The following is a 19,377-nucleotide window of genomic DNA, read 5'->3' as shown; positions in this document are numbered from 1 at the left end:
ACATGCCCCCGCCACCCGGTAACCTAGGAGATGGCAGTGGTGAGAAACAATTAAGCAGCGAAAGTGTGGACTGACAGGTGAGCAACGAGCAGGGTGCAACGGCATTCGCCGGCGAGGATGTATTGGGCCCCACCGGCCGGCCCCTGACCGAATTCCCGGAGCCCCCCGTCCTTAGCTCCCATGGCCCCGCACGCATCATCGCCATGGTGAACCAAAAGGGCGGCGTGGGAAAGACCACCTCCACCATCAACCTCGGTGCGGCACTGGCAGAGTCCGGCCGCAGGGTCCTCATGGTCGACTTCGACCCGCAGGGCGCACTCTCGGCCGGCCTGGGCACCAACCCCCACGAACTCGACATGACCGTCTACAACGTCCTGATGGACCGCAAGGTTGACATCCGCGACGCCATCATCCACACCGACGTGGAAAACATTGACCTGCTGCCGGCCAACATCGACCTCTCCGCCGCCGAGGTCCAGCTGGTCAATGAAGTTGCCCGCGAGCAAGTCCTGGCCAGCGCGCTGCGCAAGGTCGAGGACGACTACGACGTGGTCCTGATCGACTGCCAGCCCTCCCTGGGACTGCTGACCGTCAACGCCCTGACTGCCGCCCACGGCGTCATCATCCCGCTCATCTGCGAGTTCTTCGCCCTGCGCGCCGTGGCACTGCTCGTGGAGACCATTGACAAGGTGCAGGACCGCCTGAACCCGGGCCTGCAGGTGGACGGCGTGCTCGCCACCATGTACGACGCGCGGACCCTCCACGCCCGTGAAGTCCTGGCCCGCCTCGTGGAGGCCTTCGGCGACAAGGTCTTCGAAACAGTCATCAAGCGCACCATCAAGTTCGCCGACGCCTCCGTGGCCGCCGAACCCATCACCTCCTACGCCGCCAACCACCAGGGCGCCGAGTCCTACCGCCGGCTGGCCAAGGAACTGATCGCCCGCGGCGGTTCCCCCTAACTTGAATTCACCATCGGAGGCCGCGGGGATCGCGGCAGGGCCCGCCCGGGAGGGCGGCGAGAACCACGGCGCCAGGCGCTTTGAGGTGCGGCTGGAGAATTTCACCGGCCCCTTTGACCTGCTGTTGGGGCTGATTTCCAAGCATGAGATGGACATCACCGATGTTGCGCTGGCCACTGTCACGGACGAGTTCATCAGCTACCTGAAGGCACTGCAGGACCTGGGCCAGGAGTGGGCGCTCGACGAGGCCAGCGAGTTCCTGGTCCTCGCCGCCACCCTCCTTGACCTGAAGGCCGCCCGGCTGCTGCCAGCCGGCGAGGTGGAGAACGACGACGACCTGGCACTTTTGGAGGCACGGGACCTCCTGTTCGCCCGGCTCCTGCAATACAAGGCATTCAAGGAAGTGGCCTCCCTCATGGGTGCCGAACTGGACCGCGAAGCGCGGCGCTTCCCCCGCCAGGCCGGCCTGGAACCCCACTTTGCGGCCCTTCTGCCGGAGCTTGTCTGGCGCCACACGCCCCAACAGTTCGCAGAACTGGCGGCCAAGGCCATGGAACCCAAGGAAGCCCGCAGCAGGGAAGTCGGGCTGGCCCACCTGCACGTTCAGCCCGTCAGCGTACGGGAACAGTCCGCGATCCTGGTGGCCATGCTGACCGAAGGGATGCCCGAGGACGCCGACGCCCCCGCCGGCTGGGAGGGCGCCCCCCTGTCCTTTGCCCAGCTCAGCGCCGACGCGGAATCGTCCGTGGTGGTCATTGCCCGCTTCCTGGCGCTGCTGGAACTGTTCCGCGACCAGCTGGTGGCCTTTGACCAGCCCAACCCGCTCGGTGAACTGCTGGTGCGCTGGAGCGCCGGGCCATCCATCGCCGCCGGCAGCGGCAGTGACTTTGACGACGACAGCGACGGGGAGGAACTGCCATGAGCGAAGAGCAGGCAACGCAGGAATCTCGCGCCCACGTGCGGGCCGCACTGGAGGCGGTCCTCATGGTGGTGGACGAGCCCGTGTCCGAGGAGGCCCTGGCGTCCGTGGTGGGCTTGCCCACAAACGCGGTGCGTGAGCTATTGCACGAACTGGCGCGGGAGTACGACGGTTATACTGGAAAAGGTGGCACTGTACCCGTGCGCGGCTTTGAACTACGGCAACTTGCCGGGGGATGGCGTGTTTATTCACGCGCTGCGTACGCCGATATCGTGTCACAGTTTGTTGTGGACGGCCAGACAGCCCGTCTCACGCAGGCAGCCTTGGAGACATTGGCGGTGATTGCCTACCGCCAACCCGTGTCCAGGGCCCGCGTTTCCGCCATTCGAGGCGTCAACGTGGATTCTGTGGTGAGGACGCTGGTGCAGCGCGGGCTGATTGAGGAAGTGGGCACCGATCCGGTGTCCGGGGCATTCCTGTACCGGACCACGGCGTACTTTCTGGAAAGGCTGGGGATGGGGAGCGTGGACGAGCTGCCGCAAATTGCACCTCACCTGCCCGGCCTGGAAAACCTCCAGGATTTTGACGAACCACACTTTTAGCACGACCCACACATTCAAGTATTTTAAGGATTGAACCTCATGACTCCGTCACCCCGCTCCGGAAGCTCTTCCGGCAACAACCAGCCCCGTGGCGGCAAGCCCCGCTCCGGCGCGCCCAAGGCCGGCGGCTTCAAGTCCGGTGCCCCGAAGTCGGGCGGCTTCAAGTCCGGTGCGCCCAAGGCCGGCGGCTCCAAGTTCGGTGCCCCGAAGGCCGGCGGCTCCAAGCCCGGCGCCCGCAAGCCCAGCCAGAGCGGTGCCCGCCCGTACAACAACGAGCAGTACGGCCGCACCGTAAGCTCCAGCAAGAACCGCCCCACCGAGCAGAACCGCCGCCCCGAGCGCACCACCGATGACATTGACATCCACAATGCCGAGGGCGTGCGCCTGCAAAAGGTCATGGCCATGGCCGGTGTGGCATCGCGCCGCCTGTGCGAGGACATGATCCTTGAAGGCCGCGTCCAGGTCGACGGCGTGACCGTCAACCAGCTGGGCCTGCGCGTTGACCCCGAAACCGTTGAAATTGCCGTGGACGGCATGACCATCCAGACCAACGACTCCATGGTCTACATGGTCTTCAACAAGCCCCGCGGCGTTGTCTCCACCATGGATGACCCCGAGGGCCGCCCGTGCATCAGCGACTTCCTGAAGAAGAAGCAGACCCGTGAGCGCCTCTTCCACGTGGGCCGCCTGGACACCAACACCGAGGGCCTGCTGCTGCTGACCAACGACGGCGAGCTGGCCAACCGCCTCAGCCACCCCAAGTACGGCATCCCGAAGACCTACCTGGTGCAGGTCCGCGGCCCGATGGCACACGGCGTCGGCGCCCAGCTCAAGGACGGCGTGGAGCTCGAGGACGGCTGGCAGAAGGTTGACTCCTTCCGCCTGGTCGACTCGACCCCCGGCCACGTCCTGGCCGAGGTTGTGCTGCACTCCGGCAAGAACCGCATTGTGCGCCGCATGTTCGACGCCGTCGGCTACCCCGTGGAGCGCCTGGTGCGCGTCAAGTTCGGCCCCATCTCCCTGGGCGACCAGCGCCAGGGCAGCGTCCGCGTGCTGGGCCGCCACGAGGTGGGCTACCTGCTTGCAGACGTGGGGATGTAGGACGCATCCATGAATCCTTCGCACTTGAGCGGACCGGTGCTGGTCCTCGGCACCGGTCTGCTGGGGGCCAGCATTGGTTTGGGGCTGCGTGCCCGCGGCCTTGACGTTGTCCTGAGCGACCCCTCGCCGTCGGCCCAGGCCGTGGCCGTGGACATTGGCGCCGGGCGCCCCTTTGACGCTGCCGAAAAACTCGATCCCCAGCTGGTGGTCGTGGCGGCACCGCCGGATGTCACGGCGGCCGTGGTGGCCGGCGCGCTCAAGGCGCACCCGTCCGCCGTCGTGGTGGACATTGCCAGCGTCAAGGGCGCCATCCTGGACGAACTTGCTGCGATGGATTCCCTCGGCGGGGCGGAACTTTCCCGCTACGTGGGCACACACCCCATGGCCGGCCGCGAACGCTCCGGCCCCGTGGCCGCCCGCGGCGAGCTGTTCAACTCCATGCCGTGGGTGCTGTGCGCCTCGGATGCGAGCACGCCGCACGCCGTCAAGGTGGCGCACTCGCTCGCGATTGACCTGGATGCGGTGGTGTTCCGCTTCACCCCCGAGGAGCACGACGGCGCCGTGGCCCTGGTCTCGCACCTGCCGCAGGTCATGTCCTCCCTCGTGGCCAGCAGGCTGCAGGAGACCCCGTCGCACGCACTGTCACTGGCGGGCAACGGGCTGCGCGACGTGACACGCATTGCCGCCAGCGACCCCTCACTCTGGGTGCAGATCCTGGGTGCCAACGCGCCCAAGCTGCTGGAGATCATGCAGGGCGTGCGTGCCGACCTGGACAGGCTCATCAACACGCTCAGCGCCCCCACGGCGCCGGGCGCGCGCCTGGACCTGGCCCAGCTCATGGCTGAGGGCAACGCGGGCCAGAGCCGGATCCCCGGCAAGCACGGCGGCCCCGCCCAGCAGTACTCCTGGCTCACCGTCCTGGTGGACGACAAGCCGGGCCAGATTGCCAGGCTGCTCACCGAGATCGGCGAGATCGGCGTGAACGTCGAGGACCTGCGCCTGGACCACTCGGCCGGGCTGCAGGTGGGCATGGTGGAACTTTCCGTGTTGCCCTCGCGCAGGGTGGCACTGGTGGATGAATTGACGCAACGCGGTTGGAAGGTACTTCAATGAGCAACACGGAAGCAACGCAGGAACACTCCCCGGAGCAGACGCTGCGCCAGGGCAAGCCGCTCGTGGTGGCCGTTGACGGGCCCTCCGGCTCGGGCAAGTCCAGTGTCAGCAAGGCCGTGGCCAAGCGCCTGGGCCTGGCTTTCCTTGACACTGGCGCCATGTACCGCAGCGTGGCCTGGCACTGCCTGAACGGCCGCATCAACCTGGAGAACGCGGCAGCCGTGGAGGCCGCCGCACGCACCATCACCATGGAGCAGACCATGAGCCCGGACGTGGAGCTGTTCCGCGTCAACGGCATCAACGTCACCGACGCGATCCGTGAACCCAAGATCTCCGCAGCCGTCAGCGCCGTGGCCACGAACCTGGGCGCCCGCGCCGAACTGGTGCGCCGCCAGCGTGCCTTGATCGCCGAGCACCACCGCCGCATCGTGGTCGAGGGCCGGGACATCACCACAGTGGTGGCCCCCGACGCCGAGGCACGCCTGATCCTGACTGCCAGCGAGGAGGCCCGGCTGCGACGCCGCGGCCTGCAGCTCGGCGGCACCCAGAGCGCCGAGCAGCTGGTGGAGCAGGTCCTGGCCCGCGACGCCAAGGACTCCACAGTGGTTGACTTCCACCGTGCCGCCGACGGCGTGTACACGGTGGATTCCTCGGACCTCGACTTTGAGCAGACCGTTGACGCCGTCATCGCCGTGGTGCGCCAGGCCGTCAACGCGGGCCCGGCTGCATGAGCGGAGGCAACAAGCCGCTGCGCGTGCTGACGGCGGCCCCGCCCCGCTGGAAGACCCGTTGGAGCCGGCCACTGGGCCGGGTCCTGGACCATATTGTGTACAGCACAAAGGTTTTAGGGCGCGAAAACATCCCGGCCACCGGTCCCGTGGTGTTCGCGGCAAACCACCTGAGCTACCTTGACGGGCCCGTCATGGTTGGCGCCAGCAGCCGGTACATGCACGTCATGGTCCGCCACGACATGTTCAAGGGATTCCTTGGCTGGGTGCTGCACGCCTCGGGGCAAATTCCGGTCAACCGAAGCGGCGACCGGGCAGCCCTCGCCTACGCCAGGGAAGTCCTGGACCGCGGCGACTGCATCGGCATCCTGCCCGAAGGAACCCGGGGGACAGGCGATGCCTCAACCATGAACAGCGGGGTGGCGTGGCTGGCACTGAACTCGGGTGCCGCCGTCGTTCCCGTGGCCATCCTGGGCACCCGACGCAACGGCGAACACCGGGACACCATTCCGGCCCCGCGCCGCAGGCTGCACGTGGTGTTTGGGGAGCCGCTGCAAATTGGGCGTGAGCCGGGAGTTTCCGGCCGTGTTTCAATGGACAGGGCAACAGAACACATCCGCCTGCGGCTGGCGGCGCACATTTCCGCGGCACAATCCGCAACCGGGCAGCAACTGCCCGTGCACGACCACCCATCTTCACAGCAAAAAGGACAGCAACAATGAGCGACTCCACGTCAGCAAAACCCGCAGGTGCTGGTGAGCTTGGCCACCAGGACTACGAGCCCACAGGCACTGACCAGATTGCTGAGCGGCTAGCGGCGATCTCCGATGAGGACGCCGATGCCCGCGCAGCCAGCCTCCTCGCCGGCCTGGCCAACTACGAGCTCGACGCCGAGGATGCAGCCCTGCTCTCCGGCGAGTTCGACGACGGCACCAGCGCGGACTCGCTGCGCCAGGACCCCGTGCTGGCCATTGTGGGACGTCCCAACGTTGGCAAGTCCACGCTGGTCAACCGCATCCTGGGCCGCCGCGAGGCCGTTGTGGAGGACACCCCCGGCGTGACCCGCGACCGCGTCCAGTACTCCGCCGAATGGAACGGGCGCAACTTCACGCTCGTTGACACCGGCGGCTGGGAACGCGACGCCCGCGGCCTCGATCTGCGCGTGGCCGAACAGGCCGAAATCGCCGTGGAAATGGCCGACGCCGTGCTGCTGGTGGTGGACGCCATTGTTGGCATCACCGCCTCCGACGAGGCCATTGTGCGCATGCTGCGCAAGTCCAAGAAGCCCGTCATCCTGGTGGGCAACAAGGTTGATGACCTGGTGCAGGAAGCCGACGCAGCATCGCTGTGGGGCCTGGGCCTGGGCGAGCCCCACCCGGTTTCGGCCGTGCATGGCCGCGGCGTTGCCGACATGCTGGACCGCGTCATGGACGTCCTGCCCGAGTTCTCCGCCGTCGCCGGCGTCGAGCGCACGGGCGGCCCGCGCCGCATCGCCCTGATCGGGCGCCCCAACGTTGGCAAGTCCTCACTGCTGAACAAGCTGGTGGGCTCCGAGCGCGTTGTGGTTGACAACGTGGCCGGCACCACCCGCGACCCCGTCGATGAGCTCATCGAACTGGGCGACCGCACCTGGCGCTTCGTCGACACCGCAGGCATCCGCCGCCGCCAGCACATGGCCCAGGGCGCCGACTTCTACGCCTCCCTGCGCACCCAGGGTGCCCTGGAAAAGGCCGAGGTGGCCCTGGTGCTGCTGGCCGTGGACGAGGTCCTCAGCGAGCAGGACGTGCGCATCCTGCAGCTGGCCATCGAGTCCGGCCGCGCCCTGGTGCTCGCCTTCAACAAGTGGGACCTGCTGGACGACGAGCGCCGCAAGTACCTGGAACGGGAAATTGAGCAGGACCTGGCCCACGTGGCCTGGGCCCCGCGCGTGAACATGTCGGCCAAGACCGGCTGGCACAAGGACAAGCTGGTGCCCGCCCTGGACCTGGCGCTGGAAAACTGGGACCGCCGCATTCCCACGGGCCGCCTGAACGCGTTCCTGGGCGAGCTGGTTGCCGAGCACCCCCACCCGGTCCGCGGCGGCAAGCAGCCCCGCATCCTCTTCGGCACGCAGGCCTCCAGCCGGCCGCCGAAGTTCGTGCTGTTCACCACCGGGTTCCTGGATCCCGGCTACCGCCGCTTCATCACGCGCCGCCTGCGCGAAACGTTCGGCTTCGAGGGCACGCCCATCGAGGTCAGCATGCGCGTGCGCGAAAAGCGCAGCCGAAAGAAGTAGCAAAGCCCCCATTTCCCGGCCGGATTCCACTCCGGCCGGGAAATGAGATGGCCATCACAGCAGGATTGGTCAAAGCGCCCCAAAATATGGGGTAAGCTTTTTCCGTTGGTTCAGCCGGTGGAGATAATCTCCGAGGGAATGAACTTTCGGGCTGTAGCGCAGCTTGGTAGCGCACTTGACTGGGGGTCAAGGGGTCGCAGGTTCAAATCCTGTCAGCCCGACCGAACAAAAACCGCTCAAACACTGGGAACACCCGGGGTTTGGGCGGTTTTTTGTTGCCCCGGCACTTTCTGACGCCGATCCCGCCTTTCGATCCCGGGATTCCGGGATCAGTTTGGGGGACCGGTGTCATTTCCCGGATGCGGAGCGGGAACCCCGGCCTGGGGCGGCTCAGCCGCCGGACAGTGTGACGCGCAGGCGCCCGTCGCCGGCCACGTCCACGCGCACTTGCGCCAGGCTGTGCACCAGGAAATCGGCTTCCAGCTCCGAGGCCTCGCTGGTTCCCGCCACGGCCAGTGTCACAGCCCCGGCGGCGCGCCCCGCGGCCAGCCCCGCCGGGGCGTCTTCCAGCACCAGGCAGCTGCCAATGTCCACACCAAGCCGGCTGGCGCCCAGGAGGAACGGCTCGGGGTGGGGCTTGCCCTTCGAAACCTGGTCCGCCGTGACCATGTGGGGAGGCTGCGCTAGCCGGGCGGTCCCCAGGCGGGCCTGTGCAAGGCCCTGCGTGCAGGAGGTGACGATGGTCCAGGATCCCGGCGGCAGCCCCTCCAGCAGCGCCTTGGCGCCGTCCTTGCACACCACGCCTGCGGTGTCGGAGGTTTCGAGCTCCTTGATCAACTCAAACGCCTCGGCCCAACGGGCCGGTTCCACCACCTGTTCCACGAGGGCCTGGGCCGGGATGCCGTGTGCGCCGTAGCTGAAATTCTCCAGCCCCATGCGCAGGCCCCACGTGCGCCAGGCCCGCTCCGTGGCGGGGGTGGAGTCGATGAGCGTGCCGTCCAGGTCGAACAGCAGCGCGTCGACGATGAACTGGCGCACGCCAGGGGATGTCACGTGGGTGGATTTGTCGGTGGCCATGGCACCACCCTAACGGCGGCATACGAAGTTGCACGCCCGGCTGGCGCTGCAGGAGGGCCGCCGGCCGGCCGAAGCGTATCGAAGAATGTGACTAATACTCCACGATTGACCTGTCCAATCGGCTAGTTGTTCGGAAATTGTCCCGTCATGCCGATTAAATGGCTGAAGTCAACCCTTGTTCGCCTGAAATTGATCTGATCTACTTCCTTTCGACGCGATGCATTAGTTTCGATGCATACCGTTCTCCGGCGGCCTAACGCCGCCAACTCAACGAAGAGCTAAGGACGCAATGATGAAGAGATTGCGCATTGCAGCGCACAGAACGGCAGCCGTGGCCATGACCACGGCCCTGCTGGCCTCCGGCGCAGTGCTGGCGACGCCGCCGGCACAAGCCATGCAGACAGGCGGCACCGCGCCCTACCAAAACCAGTGGCTGGTCTCGGGCCCGTTCACGGCGCCCGTGGCCGAGGGCAACGCCGGTGCCGTGACACCCGTGCTTGGCGCCAAACTGGCGGCACCCGGCAGCGCCGAAGAATCCAGTTGGCAGTATTTCGACGACCGGATATTCAACCGCAACTACGACGACTACAACGACCTGATGGGCTACTTCGACGTCAAGCAGGGCCAGCCCACCGACGACAAATGGGTCCTGGCGGCCACGTACGTCTTCAGCCCTACCGCCAAGGACGTGCAGTGGCAGCTTGGCGGGTCAGGTGTCTACCGGGTTTACGCCAATGATGCGCGCGTGGGCGCCCAAACGGCCATAGCGAACCGGGTGAGCAAGTCCGGGACGCGCTACCCGGTCTCGCTGAAGGCCGGCTGGAACAAGTTGGTCCTCGAGATCCAGCACAAGGACCCCGGGGCCAACAAGAATTTCCTGGGCTTTTATTCACGGATCTCCGACACCGCCGGCAACGAGGTGCCCAATCTGAGCTATTCCGTGGCGGGCGGCACCGGCGGGCTGTCCATCGCAACAGGCGGGCTCGACGTCGACAAGCAAGCCTTCGAGGCGCGCAACGCCAACGTGCCTGCCAACGAGTTCCCGGCCAACGTCCTGCCGTACGCCTACGACGAGAACCCCTATGTCGCCATGAAGGCCACCCTTGACGGCAAGGCAAACACCTCCTCAATCGCGCCCCAGGCCTCGGCATTCACCTTCCAGGCCGCGGGCGGAGCGCCCGGCTACAGCTGGAGCCTTGCCGGCGGGGACCTTCCTCCGGGCCTGGCCCTTGCAGCCGATGGCCGCATCGAGGGCACGGTCAAGGACGGGGCCCACGGGAGCGGGGCCAAGGACTACGCCTTCACAGTCAAGGTCACCGACGCCGATGGCGGCACCGCGAGCAAGCAGTTCACCATCACGGCCAAGAAGAACCCCGTGGACTGGTTCATCGACGGGAAAATGTCCGCACTGTCGCACACCACCGGCACCATGCCCAACCTCTATGACCCGAACTACAACTATGACGAGTGGGCCCAGACGGCAAAAGAGATGGGCATGACCATGCTCTCCACCGAGACCGTCCAAAACACCGTGTATTTCTGGCCCTCCCCGAACGCCAACCTGACACCGAACAACGGCAACAAGCTGTTCAAGTACAACGCCCTGCAGCAGGCCGGCGACGGCAGCTGGCATGTGCGCGACCGGGTCCAGCAGGCAAAGGAAGCGGCCGAACGCCAAGGCCTGAAATTCGGCGTCTACCTCTCCTCGCTGTACGAAGGCCGTGAAATCCTTGAAAGCGACATCCAAGGCCTGGTGGCAAAGTACGATCCCTGGTACGTGTTTGCCGACGGCGGCCCCGAGTCATACTCCAACGTTGACGTGGCCTGGAGCTCGGCCCGTAACTTCAATGACCGGGTCCTGATCGATGCAAACCCCAATGCCCAGACTGGTGACCAGGACATCACCTTGCACGAGCGGCCCTTCTGGCACGCCGAACCTTACAACGAGGGCGGCTGGGTCAACGGCATCCTCAAACAGGGCCGCAAGACCGCCCACGAAGAGTGGAACGATCCCTACACCACGGCCCTGGACGTCTGGACTCAGTACGCCAAGGGCAACGAGCGTGATGACTGGACCCAGGCCACCAAGGAGATGATCAACCAATACGGCCACGGATACGTCATGAATTATGACTCCTCGATCACCGTCAGCCGCGGCATGGACAACCTCAGTTCCAACCTGGACAACGAGAACATCTTCTCCATGGTGCCCATCTCCTCCCAGCAGCTCTCGGACATGCGCAAGTCAATCATCACCTGGATGGACAACTCCGGTGGACCGGACCTGCGCGAGTCCCTCTATGGCACCACGCCCTACACGCTCGACTACGACCTCAAGCCGGGATGGTTCGAGGACCCCCAGAAGGCGATTGCGTTCGGGCAGGGGCCCGACTGGGGCTACGCCATGGCCCGCGACCAGTACGTCTACCTGCACCTGATCGAGAACTACATCAAGGGAACGGCCAAGTCCGGGTTGGCCGGCCAGGAACAATTGAGCGAAATTGGACCGTTCAGCCACCCCGTCACGAAGGTCGAATGGCTCAACGAAGGCAAATCATTGGACTTCACCTCCAAGAGGGTGGGGGAGAAGTACTATGCCACCATTGACAGCTCCACGGTCAGCGCCGATCCGATCGACACCATCTTGAAGGTCACCACGGACAACCCTGTGCGCGACTACAAGCTGAGCGGCGTCAAGGCCTTCAGCAGCCAAAAGGATGCAGGCACCCTGCAGCTCCGTGCCGAAAGCTACCTGAACGGCCTCACCAACGTCCTGGCACCGGCAAAGTTGACGTACAGCAGCGACAACAAGTCGGTCGCTTCGCCCAGCGGGGCGAGCGGAAAAATCAAGGCCAAGGGTGACGGCACAGCGACAATCACCGTCACCGCAACTTACAAGGACGGCGTGAATGCGGCGCAGGTGAAGACAGACACCTACCCGGTGATCGTCCGCGACGGCGTCATCTCACCAAACCTTCCGCTCACCGGCGTCGAGATGACAACCGGCGGAGCGCAGTTCTGGAAGGAGCTGCAGGTCCGCCAGCAGGTGCCCGTTGCCTTCCAGGCGTACACCGAGAAGGGCGGCCAGGTCGACATCCCGAATGCGGGCGACGTGAAGTACCACTTTGCGACAGTCAATGGACGCCGCGACATCCCCTCCGGCAAGGTTGACATCAGCGAGGTCACAGCCGACAAGGTGCCCTTCGACGTCAAGGACGGGGTCCTGGAAGTCACCGGCAGCGTCACCAAGCCCACCATGTACAGCTACTGGGCCGATGTCACCATCGACGGCAAGGCCTTCACCTCGACCCGCAACTTTGTCACCATCAAGCCGGACAGCAACGCGGCGGCCGGAATTGTTCCTGAGGTTTCCACGGACACCGACCATGCGAAGAGCCTTTCGAATGGCACGATCAATGATGCCGCAGGCGGCAATGCAGACAAGTGGGTGGTTCCCGCAGGGGAGGCCGGCAGCCTGAGCTACGACCTGAAGTCAGTCCAGGACCTCAGTCGCGTGAATGTCTTCTTCAACCACCACATGCCCAACCGGGACAATGTCACGTACTACAACGTGCCGAAGCAGCTGAAGATTGAGTACAGCAAGGACGGTGAGAGCTGGACAACGGGAACGGAAACCTCGGAGCTCTCCGGCGGCGGGCTTCCCACCCAGCGCAACACCAAGGCAGTGCCCAAGAGTGACACCACGCTGTATGGCTGGGAACAGGAAGGGCTCTACTACAACTACCCCGTGGATCCGAACCACACCACCGTGCAGGCCCGGTATGTCCGGGTGTCCTTCCCCGGGGGAGGCCAGGACGGCAGCCCCGTCGACGTCCTGGAAGTGCAGGTCCACTCCCTGCGTGACATGACGGCGCTGGGAAGCATCGCCCTTGAGGCGGATGTGGCCAAGGACCGCCGGACCGCGAAGATCAAGAGCCAGGGCAAGTCCTTCATGGACCAGCCCGTTGACCTGAAGAAGGGTGAGCTGGCCTACTCCAGTGCGAACCCGGCCGTTGCCACGGTCGACGCGCGGGGGACTGCCACCGCTGTTGCGCCGGGGCGGGCCAAGATTGCCGTGGCTGCCAGCCGCAATGGCTACCGCGCCGCTGGGGAACTGTACGTGGACGTGGACCAGGACCTGCGCATCACGCTGCCCACGTACCTGACCTCCGCAACACTGAAGCTGGACAAAGCGAACATCCGCGTCGGATCCCCTGTGGTTGCCACCCTGGAAGGGGTCTTGAACACAGGTGAGCCGGCCAACGTGGCAGGCGCGGAGGTAACCTATTCCTTCAGCGACAACCGGCTCCAGCAAGTGCCCGGCAGCAACGTCATCGTCCTGAAGGAGCCCATTGCGGGAACGTTCAGCTCAAGCGTTGTGGCCACCGTGACCCTGGACGGCGTGGTTGTCAGCACCAACACCGCAACCCTGCAAGCCAGCGGCGACAACCTCGCCGGACTGGCCGAAGTGAGCGTGTCATCCGTGCGTGACCGCAACGGCAACCCGGACGGAAACGATGCGGACTCACGCTATGTGGGAGCCAAGGCCCTCGATGGGAACAAGTCGACGTCCTGGGCGGCAAAGAAGTCCGACGCGACACCCACCATTACCCTCCGCTTCCCCAATCCCGTGCAGATTGACCGGATCAACCTGGTGGAGCGCGGCGCCGCGGTGGACCGCGCCGGTGAAGGCCTGCTCGAGTGGGAAGGCGGGTCCAAGATGGTCACCGGCATGAAATGGGATGGCCAGCCGGACAACATCGTGCAGCTCGATGCCCCAGTCACCACCTCGTGGCTGAAGTTCACCATTGACCCGAACATGCCCTTTGACAATGTGGCGATCGGATCCGAATCCGGCCTGGCCGAATTCCAGGTCTTCGGCCCGCAAACTGAACGGGCCGTCGCCGACGCCATCACCACGGTGGCGGACACGGTTGTCGGTGCCCTGCCGGCGCTGCCGGCACAGGTCAATGCGGTGTTCACCGACGGCAGCACCGAAGCCGTCCCGGTCAGCTGGGCACCAATCCCGGCAGCCGACGTCGCCGCGGCCGGATGGTTCGCCGTCGAGGGCACCATTGCCGGCACCCCGGTCAAGGCCAAGGCGGTGGTGACCGTCAAGCGGCCGTAGTTCCAGTCCCGTGGCGCGGATCCCCGCGCCCGGGACGCAAGTGACAGGCTCAAGCGCCCGGTGCTGCCCCCAAGGCGGCGCCGGGCGTTTCTGTGCCCACGGGATCACTGTTAATTTATCCAAGGTCACTGCTTCGGGCGTGCCAACGCCGAAGTTGCATGCGCTGCGTGAAGAGTTGCGCAAGGCTGCACCGGAGGACTTCGTGGCAGTGGCTCAACGGCTACCGCGTGTCGGCACACCCGCTGCCCCAGATGCACGACCACGCATGGGCAGCCATGGCAGCCGCGGATGCGCCTCTACGTCCCGTGACCGGCAACCCGGCCTCGGCTGAACCGGGACCCCGCACAAGCAATGAGGCGCCGCACCCAGAAGGGGTGCGGCGCCTCATTTCTACTTGCCGTTGATAGCGACCTCGAGCAGGTCCAGGGTGGATCCCTGCGAACCCTCCGGGAAGGAAACCCGGACATACTTGGCCGAGCCCGCCAGCGGGTAGCTGTTGATGGTGCCGAAGTAGGACTGGCCGCCAGGGCCGTTCACGGTCCCCGCATCAACCCAGGTGGCACCGTCGGCGCTGGTCTGGAGGTTGATCTTCTTCGGAGCATTGACGTAGCGGTGGTTGGCCACATTGAACTTCAGCTCGACGCCGGACAGGACAGCAGTCTTGCCGAGCTCAAACTGGACCCAGGAGGCCTTCTCGCCCGGTGCCGACCAGCCGGAACCGGCGAGGTTGGCAGCATCGATGCCGATCCCGTCGACCAGCTTGGCCGCTGAGGGGGAGTTGTCGCTGGCCGTGGCCTTCGCTGTTGCGGCGAGGTTGCCTGTGGGCAGCATGTCGAAGAACACCCGGTTGCTGGTGACGGACTTTCCGCCCAGCTTGACCTCGGCCCAGACAACGCCGCGCGTTGTTGACGAGACGTGGGGCATGGTGACCTTGCCGTCGGCAATGGTGAACGTGTCCACCTCGGTGATGGCAATGGGTGCCGTCTTGGTGCCGCCCGACAAAGCGACTGTGCCGGTGTGCCACGTAATGTCGGCTGCATCCAGGCGGACGGACTGGCCGTTCACCGAGCGCCCGTCGAGTGCATAGGAAGCTGCCGCGCCGTTGCCAAATGTCCCGAACGCCTCCTTGCCGTCGAGGCGCAGCACGGCCCCGGTCAGGTCCTCGCCGATGAAGGCAACACCGTTGAGGACCGAGACCTTGACCTCTGTGGCCTTCTTGACACCGCCGGACTCGGCCGTGATGGCGACCGTTGCCGTGCCGTCCGCGCCGGGCTCCACCACGCCGTCCTTGCGGACCTTGGCGACCTTGTTGCTGGAGGACTTGAACTTGACCTTCTCCACCGAGGTGGCCAGCGAGGGGTACTTCATGTATCCGCCGGCACTCAGCGCCAGCTTGCCCTCATCCAGCGGCTGCGCATCGACTGTCAGGTTCGTCAGCTGGTACTTGCGTGCCTTGTCGTCGGTTTCGATCTTGATGATGGTGTCGATCGGGTCTGCGGCGATGCCGGACAGGTCAATGGCCAGCGATGCGCCGTCTTGCTTGAAGGACTTGACCGGCTTGTTCGTGTTGAGCAGCGTGACGGACTTGACCTTGTGTGCAATGCCGCCGACGTCCAGGGAATTGCCCGTGATGGCGTCGAAGCCCTTCTTGCCGTCGGGGCCCTTCACGATGTGAAGGTAGATGTTGTTGTCGCGGCTTGTTGCGTAGCCCCACTGCGGGCCGGTGGCCGCGTTCGGGTGGGCGAATTTGTCGTAGTTGCCCTGCCCGTCGTCTTCGTAGCCGTATCCGGGCAGGAAGCGGGGGGTCGTGCCGGTGATCGATTCATGCAGGTTGATGCCCGCCGCCGGCTGCCACCAGTCGACCATGGCTTCGCGCACATCGATGAATTCCTGGACACCCTTGGGGTAGCGGGTTGCCATCTCCGTGGGGGAGTGCCAGTTCGGTCCGCGGCTGTCGATCACCGTCTGGTCGTTGTTGTCGACGTAGCCGCGCCCGGCGTTCATGATGGTCTCCTGGGCCACCATCCGGAAATCGTCGCGCTGGCCGTAGTACGGTGACTGCTGGTTCTGGGTGCGGATCATCTTCCAGGGCTCCACCGGTGTGCGCTTGGCCAGGTGGTTGGCGCCTGCATTGGAGAACATGCCCGAGGCCTCATCGGTGCGGATGTCTGGATCGCCGAATTCCTCGCCCCAGGCATTTGAATCAATGACGACGTCGTTGCCGTGGTTGCGCACGGCGCTGTACATCACGTCGTAGTTCGCCCCGGGCATGGCCTGCGGGCCGTCAAAGTAGAGGTAGCTGGGGTTGTAGCGCTCCAGCAGGTCCTCCACGTTCTGCACGAAAACATCCGTTGAGTAGTGCTGGAGCCCGCCGCCCTCGGTGGCGTAGTAGATTCCCAGGTCCATGCCGTAGCGGCGCACGGCGTCGGCGAACGGCTTGAGTCCGTCCACCACCTTGCCGTTGGCATCCTTGGGCATGTACTGGTTGCGGTCATGCGCAGGATCGGCAAACTTTGACGGCCAGTGGTAGTTCTGCTGCAGGGCCTCGAGGGCAACGAGTGAGTGGCCCTGCTTCTGGGCCCGCTGGGCCCACTGGTCCACCGAGTAGTTCGGGTCCACAAAGTAGTTGTAGATGGGTGTTGCGTGCGTCAAGGCACTGACGCGCCCCTCCTCAAAGTCACGGTTGGGCCGGTCCTTGACGGTGAGCGTGAACTCCTTGTTCACTGTTGCGCCCGAGGCATCCGTGACGGCCAGGGTGAACTTGTAGTCGCCAATGCGTGCAGAGGCGCTGATGATGCCCTTGCCGCTGGCGAGGTCGGGCTTGCCGTTAACGAACCCGTCGGCGATCCGGCCGTCCGGGGTCAGCTCCAGCCCGTCGGGGAGTGCGCCGTCCACCAGCTTCCAGGTGTAACCGGGCTGGCCGCCGCTGGCGATGAACTGGAAGGCCGAGGCCGAGACGCCGTAGCGGTTGTTGGTGACCGAGCCGTTCCATACATACGGCCACTCGAGGTAACCGGTCGGTAGTGTTCCGGACGGCAGTGAATCCTCCCCGCCACCTTGATTCTTCAGCGCCTGGGTGTCGATCGACAGCGCCTTGCCGGGGCCCTCGACGGAGCTTTGAATCCCGTCAATGCGGTTGCCGTTGGCATCACTGATGCGGCCATAGAACCCGAGGTAGGCCACATTCTGGTCCTTGGCGGCCGGGACGCCATTGGCGTTCAGGTCCTCGGTGTACGTGTGCTGGATCTGGAGCAGGACCTTGTTCCAGCCTGCCTTGAGCTCAACTTCCTGCCGCGTCTGGTCTTTCTGGACCTCGGCGGGGGTGCTCGGTGCCGTCATGCAGCGGTCGTTGACGTAGAGGCGGTATGAACCGCTGGCGCCGACGTTGACAAATGCCTTCCGGGCCTCGGGGCTGTACACGTAGCTGTGGGCGTAGACGTACTTGTTGCGGGTGTCTTCGCCCTTTTTGACCGAAAAGTAGCCGTACAGGTCCTGGTAGTCGTCGTAGTTGCGGTTGTACACGCGGTCATCGAAGTACTCCCACTTGCCGTCCGTGGCGCCGGGGGTGAGCTGTCCGCCGAGGGCAGGGGTGATCGGTTCCTTGCCCTCTGCCGGCTGCGACCGTTCATAGACCTCGATCTCGGACAGGCCCGTGATGGAGGGGTAGGGGACCAGGCCCGGGTCAACGGCCACCGTCACCGACACGACGCCCTGCAGCGTCGAGGGATGGGTGTAAATCGTGGGTGAGGTGGGGGAGCCGGACGTGCTGGCCACCCGCGGCGACTCGACACTCGAGCCGTCGGCGAGCGTGAACGTGAGCTGGTAGGCGCCGTTCACATGGCGGCCGTCGCCCCATTGCGCGATCCGGACCTCGTTCAGGGAGATGGGCGATGCCCACGTCAACTTGGCCCAGGGGGCCGTGTCGCCCTCGGCCACCCACTGCTTGCGGACGTCGCCGTCATTGAGCTGTGCCGCCGGATTGGGCGCCAGCGCAGAGGAGGCCGTCGCTGTTGCGGACCTGGCGAGGTTGCTGACCGTGGGCACAGTGCAGCCGTAAATCCCGTCGGCCACGGCCGTGTCGTAGGGGCCGGAGACCAGCCACGAGTTGATGAAGGGGGCGTTGCCGGGGACTTGCTGCGCTTGCGCAGCACCCGGCAGGGCCAGGCCCGCGGCGATGAGCGCTGCAGCCCCGGTCAGGGCAACACGCCGCAGGGCGCGCGGTGGACTTGCTGACATCATTGTCATTCCTTTTGTTCTCTGTTGGGTGGGGAACATGCCTATCAGGGGAAGACAGGCAATTCTTCGACGAACTCAGAAAGCTCGGCGGGATAGTCGATGAACGCCGGCAAGGAGATGCCGGGTGAGGTGGGTGCGTGCAGCATGCCGTTGGCGTCGATGTGCGGGTCGCGCACCACGGCGGTGCTGGTGACGAGGGACTCGAAGTAGGTGGCGTTGGGGACGGCCATGCACAGGTGGTGTGTTGGCAGGTCGGAACCGTGGGGTTCTGCGCGGAGGCGGAAGGAGTCTGCGAGGTGCGCCGTGCGCATGGCACCCGTGACGCCACCGCGCAGATTCGTGCTGATCCTTACGCCGAAGGTGGCGGCGCCGGCAGCGATGAAGTCGGCGGAGTTCATGTGGGCGCCATCGGAGGTCTCGGCCACCAGGAGCGGCACGCGCACGGTTTCGGCCAGGCGCCGGTAGGCGGTGATGCTGAATTCGCGCATGGGTTCCTCGTACCAGAGGTAGCCGGCGTCGGCGAGGGCATGGCCCAGGTAGGTGGCGTCGGGCAGGTCAAAGCCGGCGGATCCGTCGTACATCAGGGGGACGTCCCCGCCTACGTGCTCGCGCAGGGCCTGGGATAGCTTGGCGTCGCGGCGGGCGTCGCCCCAGGCGTGGAGTTTGATGCCCTGGTATCCGAGCTCGAGGCATTGTGTGGCGACGTCGAGAAATTCCGGGATGTTGGCGAAGGTGGATGTTGATGCGTAGGCCGGGATCTTGTCACGGAAGCCGCCCAAAACTTCCCACAGGGGTAGGCCTTGCAGCCGGGCGGCCAGGTCCCAAAGGGCGGTGTCCACCAGGCCAAGGGCTGGAAGCGGGATTTCGTCGATGCGGTCCAGTTCCCAGAGGCGGTGCCACAGGTATTCGCGGCGCAACGGGTCCTGGCCAACGAGTTCCGCGCGCAGGAGCCTGTCCACCAGGTCCTGCAACATGGTTGCGGCGCCCGGACGGGCAAAGACGGCAACGCCTTCTGCCCCAACATCGGTGGAGATGCGCAGGACGGCGCCCTCATAGGGGCCCGAACTTCCCGGTAGGCCATCGCGCCATTTGAAGGCAGGTTCGGCTGCGGGCACCTTGACAGGCACAACGCGCACGTGGGTGATTTTCATCGAATGGGCCCTCCCCTGGAAGTTGTGCCCTCAAACGGGGCCTATTCGTTCGCTGCGCCACCCCTGGCCATGGCCCGGGCGGCTCACA

At 65.3% G+C, this 19,377-nt stretch carries 12 protein-coding genes and 1 tRNA gene; 10 read left to right on the top strand and 3 right to left on the bottom strand.

Annotated elements, in window-relative coordinates; translation table 11 throughout:
* The first annotated feature begins 77 nt into the window (after positions 1-77).
* From PCK14_RS15310 to PCK14_RS15270, 9 genes are all read left to right on the top strand, one after another.
* The gene (locus PCK14_RS15310; protein WP_269939374.1) at positions 78-959 is read left to right on the top strand and encodes a ParA family protein; all 882 of its coding nucleotides are present in this window, start codon (positions 78-80) and stop codon (positions 957-959) included.
* Between the two features lie 28 nt (positions 960-987).
* On the top strand, positions 988-1,881 hold the full coding sequence (locus PCK14_RS15305) for a segregation and condensation protein A (protein ID WP_269939416.1): 894 nt from the start codon (positions 988-990) through the stop codon (positions 1,879-1,881).
* Complete coding sequence (gene scpB, locus PCK14_RS15300; protein ID WP_269939373.1) at positions 1,878-2,480, top strand: SMC-Scp complex subunit ScpB; 603 nt, start codon at positions 1,878-1,880, stop codon at positions 2,478-2,480. Before PCK14_RS15305 ends, scpB begins: the two co-directional genes overlap by 4 nt.
* Positions 2,481-2,519: 39 nt before the next feature.
* On the top strand, positions 2,520-3,581 hold the full coding sequence (locus PCK14_RS15295; protein ID WP_269939372.1) for a pseudouridine synthase: 1,062 nt from the start codon (positions 2,520-2,522) through the stop codon (positions 3,579-3,581).
* Between the two features lie 9 nt (positions 3,582-3,590).
* Positions 3,591-4,694: a prephenate dehydrogenase gene (locus PCK14_RS15290; RefSeq protein ID WP_269939371.1), complete on the top strand. Its 1,104-nt coding sequence runs from the start codon at positions 3,591-3,593 to the stop codon at positions 4,692-4,694.
* Entirely contained in the window at positions 4,691-5,425 is a 735-nt protein-coding gene (gene cmk / locus PCK14_RS15285) for a (d)CMP kinase (protein WP_269939370.1), read from the top strand. The genes PCK14_RS15290 and cmk overlap by 4 nt, the downstream gene beginning before the upstream one ends.
* Positions 5,422-6,144, top strand: coding sequence for a lysophospholipid acyltransferase family protein (locus PCK14_RS15280; RefSeq protein WP_269939369.1), 723 nt, complete (start codon positions 5,422-5,424; stop codon positions 6,142-6,144). Before cmk ends, PCK14_RS15280 begins: the two co-directional genes overlap by 4 nt.
* On the top strand, positions 6,141-7,697 hold the full coding sequence (gene der / locus PCK14_RS15275; RefSeq protein WP_269939368.1) for a ribosome biogenesis GTPase Der: 1,557 nt from the start codon (positions 6,141-6,143) through the stop codon (positions 7,695-7,697). The genes PCK14_RS15280 and der overlap by 4 nt, the downstream gene beginning before the upstream one ends.
* Before the next feature lie 147 nt (positions 7,698-7,844).
* Positions 7,845-7,918: transfer RNA gene (locus PCK14_RS15270), tRNA-Pro, on the top strand.
* Positions 7,919-8,087: 169 nt separating this feature from the next.
* Here the strand turns inward: PCK14_RS15270 and PCK14_RS15265 are convergent.
* Positions 8,088-8,774 (bottom strand): HAD-IA family hydrolase, encoded by a 687-nt coding sequence (locus PCK14_RS15265; RefSeq protein WP_269939367.1) that lies wholly within the window; start codon positions 8,772-8,774, stop codon positions 8,088-8,090.
* A 292-nt stretch (positions 8,775-9,066) separates the two neighbouring features.
* Here PCK14_RS15265 and PCK14_RS15260 point away from each other — a divergent pair, with 292 nt between their 5' ends.
* A complete protein-coding gene (locus PCK14_RS15260; protein ID WP_269939366.1) occupies positions 9,067-13,902 on the top strand; it encodes a DUF7402 domain-containing protein in 4,836 nt (1,611 codons plus the stop codon).
* Positions 13,903-14,292: 390 nt separating this feature from the next.
* Here the strand turns inward: PCK14_RS15260 and PCK14_RS15255 are convergent, their stop codons facing one another.
* A complete protein-coding gene (locus PCK14_RS15255) occupies positions 14,293-18,138 on the bottom strand; it encodes a discoidin domain-containing protein (RefSeq protein ID WP_269939365.1) in 3,846 nt (1,281 codons plus the stop codon).
* A gap of 44 nt (positions 18,139-18,182) precedes the next feature.
* Positions 18,183-19,289 (bottom strand): enolase C-terminal domain-like protein, encoded by a 1,107-nt coding sequence (locus PCK14_RS15250; RefSeq protein ID WP_269939364.1) that lies wholly within the window; start codon positions 19,287-19,289, stop codon positions 18,183-18,185.
* Between the last annotated feature and the right edge of the window lie 88 nt (positions 19,290-19,377).

This window comes from Arthrobacter sp. HY1533, assembly GCF_027568515.1.
GTDB lineage: Bacteria > Actinomycetota > Actinomycetes > Actinomycetales > Micrococcaceae > Specibacter.
This window is presented reverse-complemented; position numbering and strand designations above follow the sequence as displayed.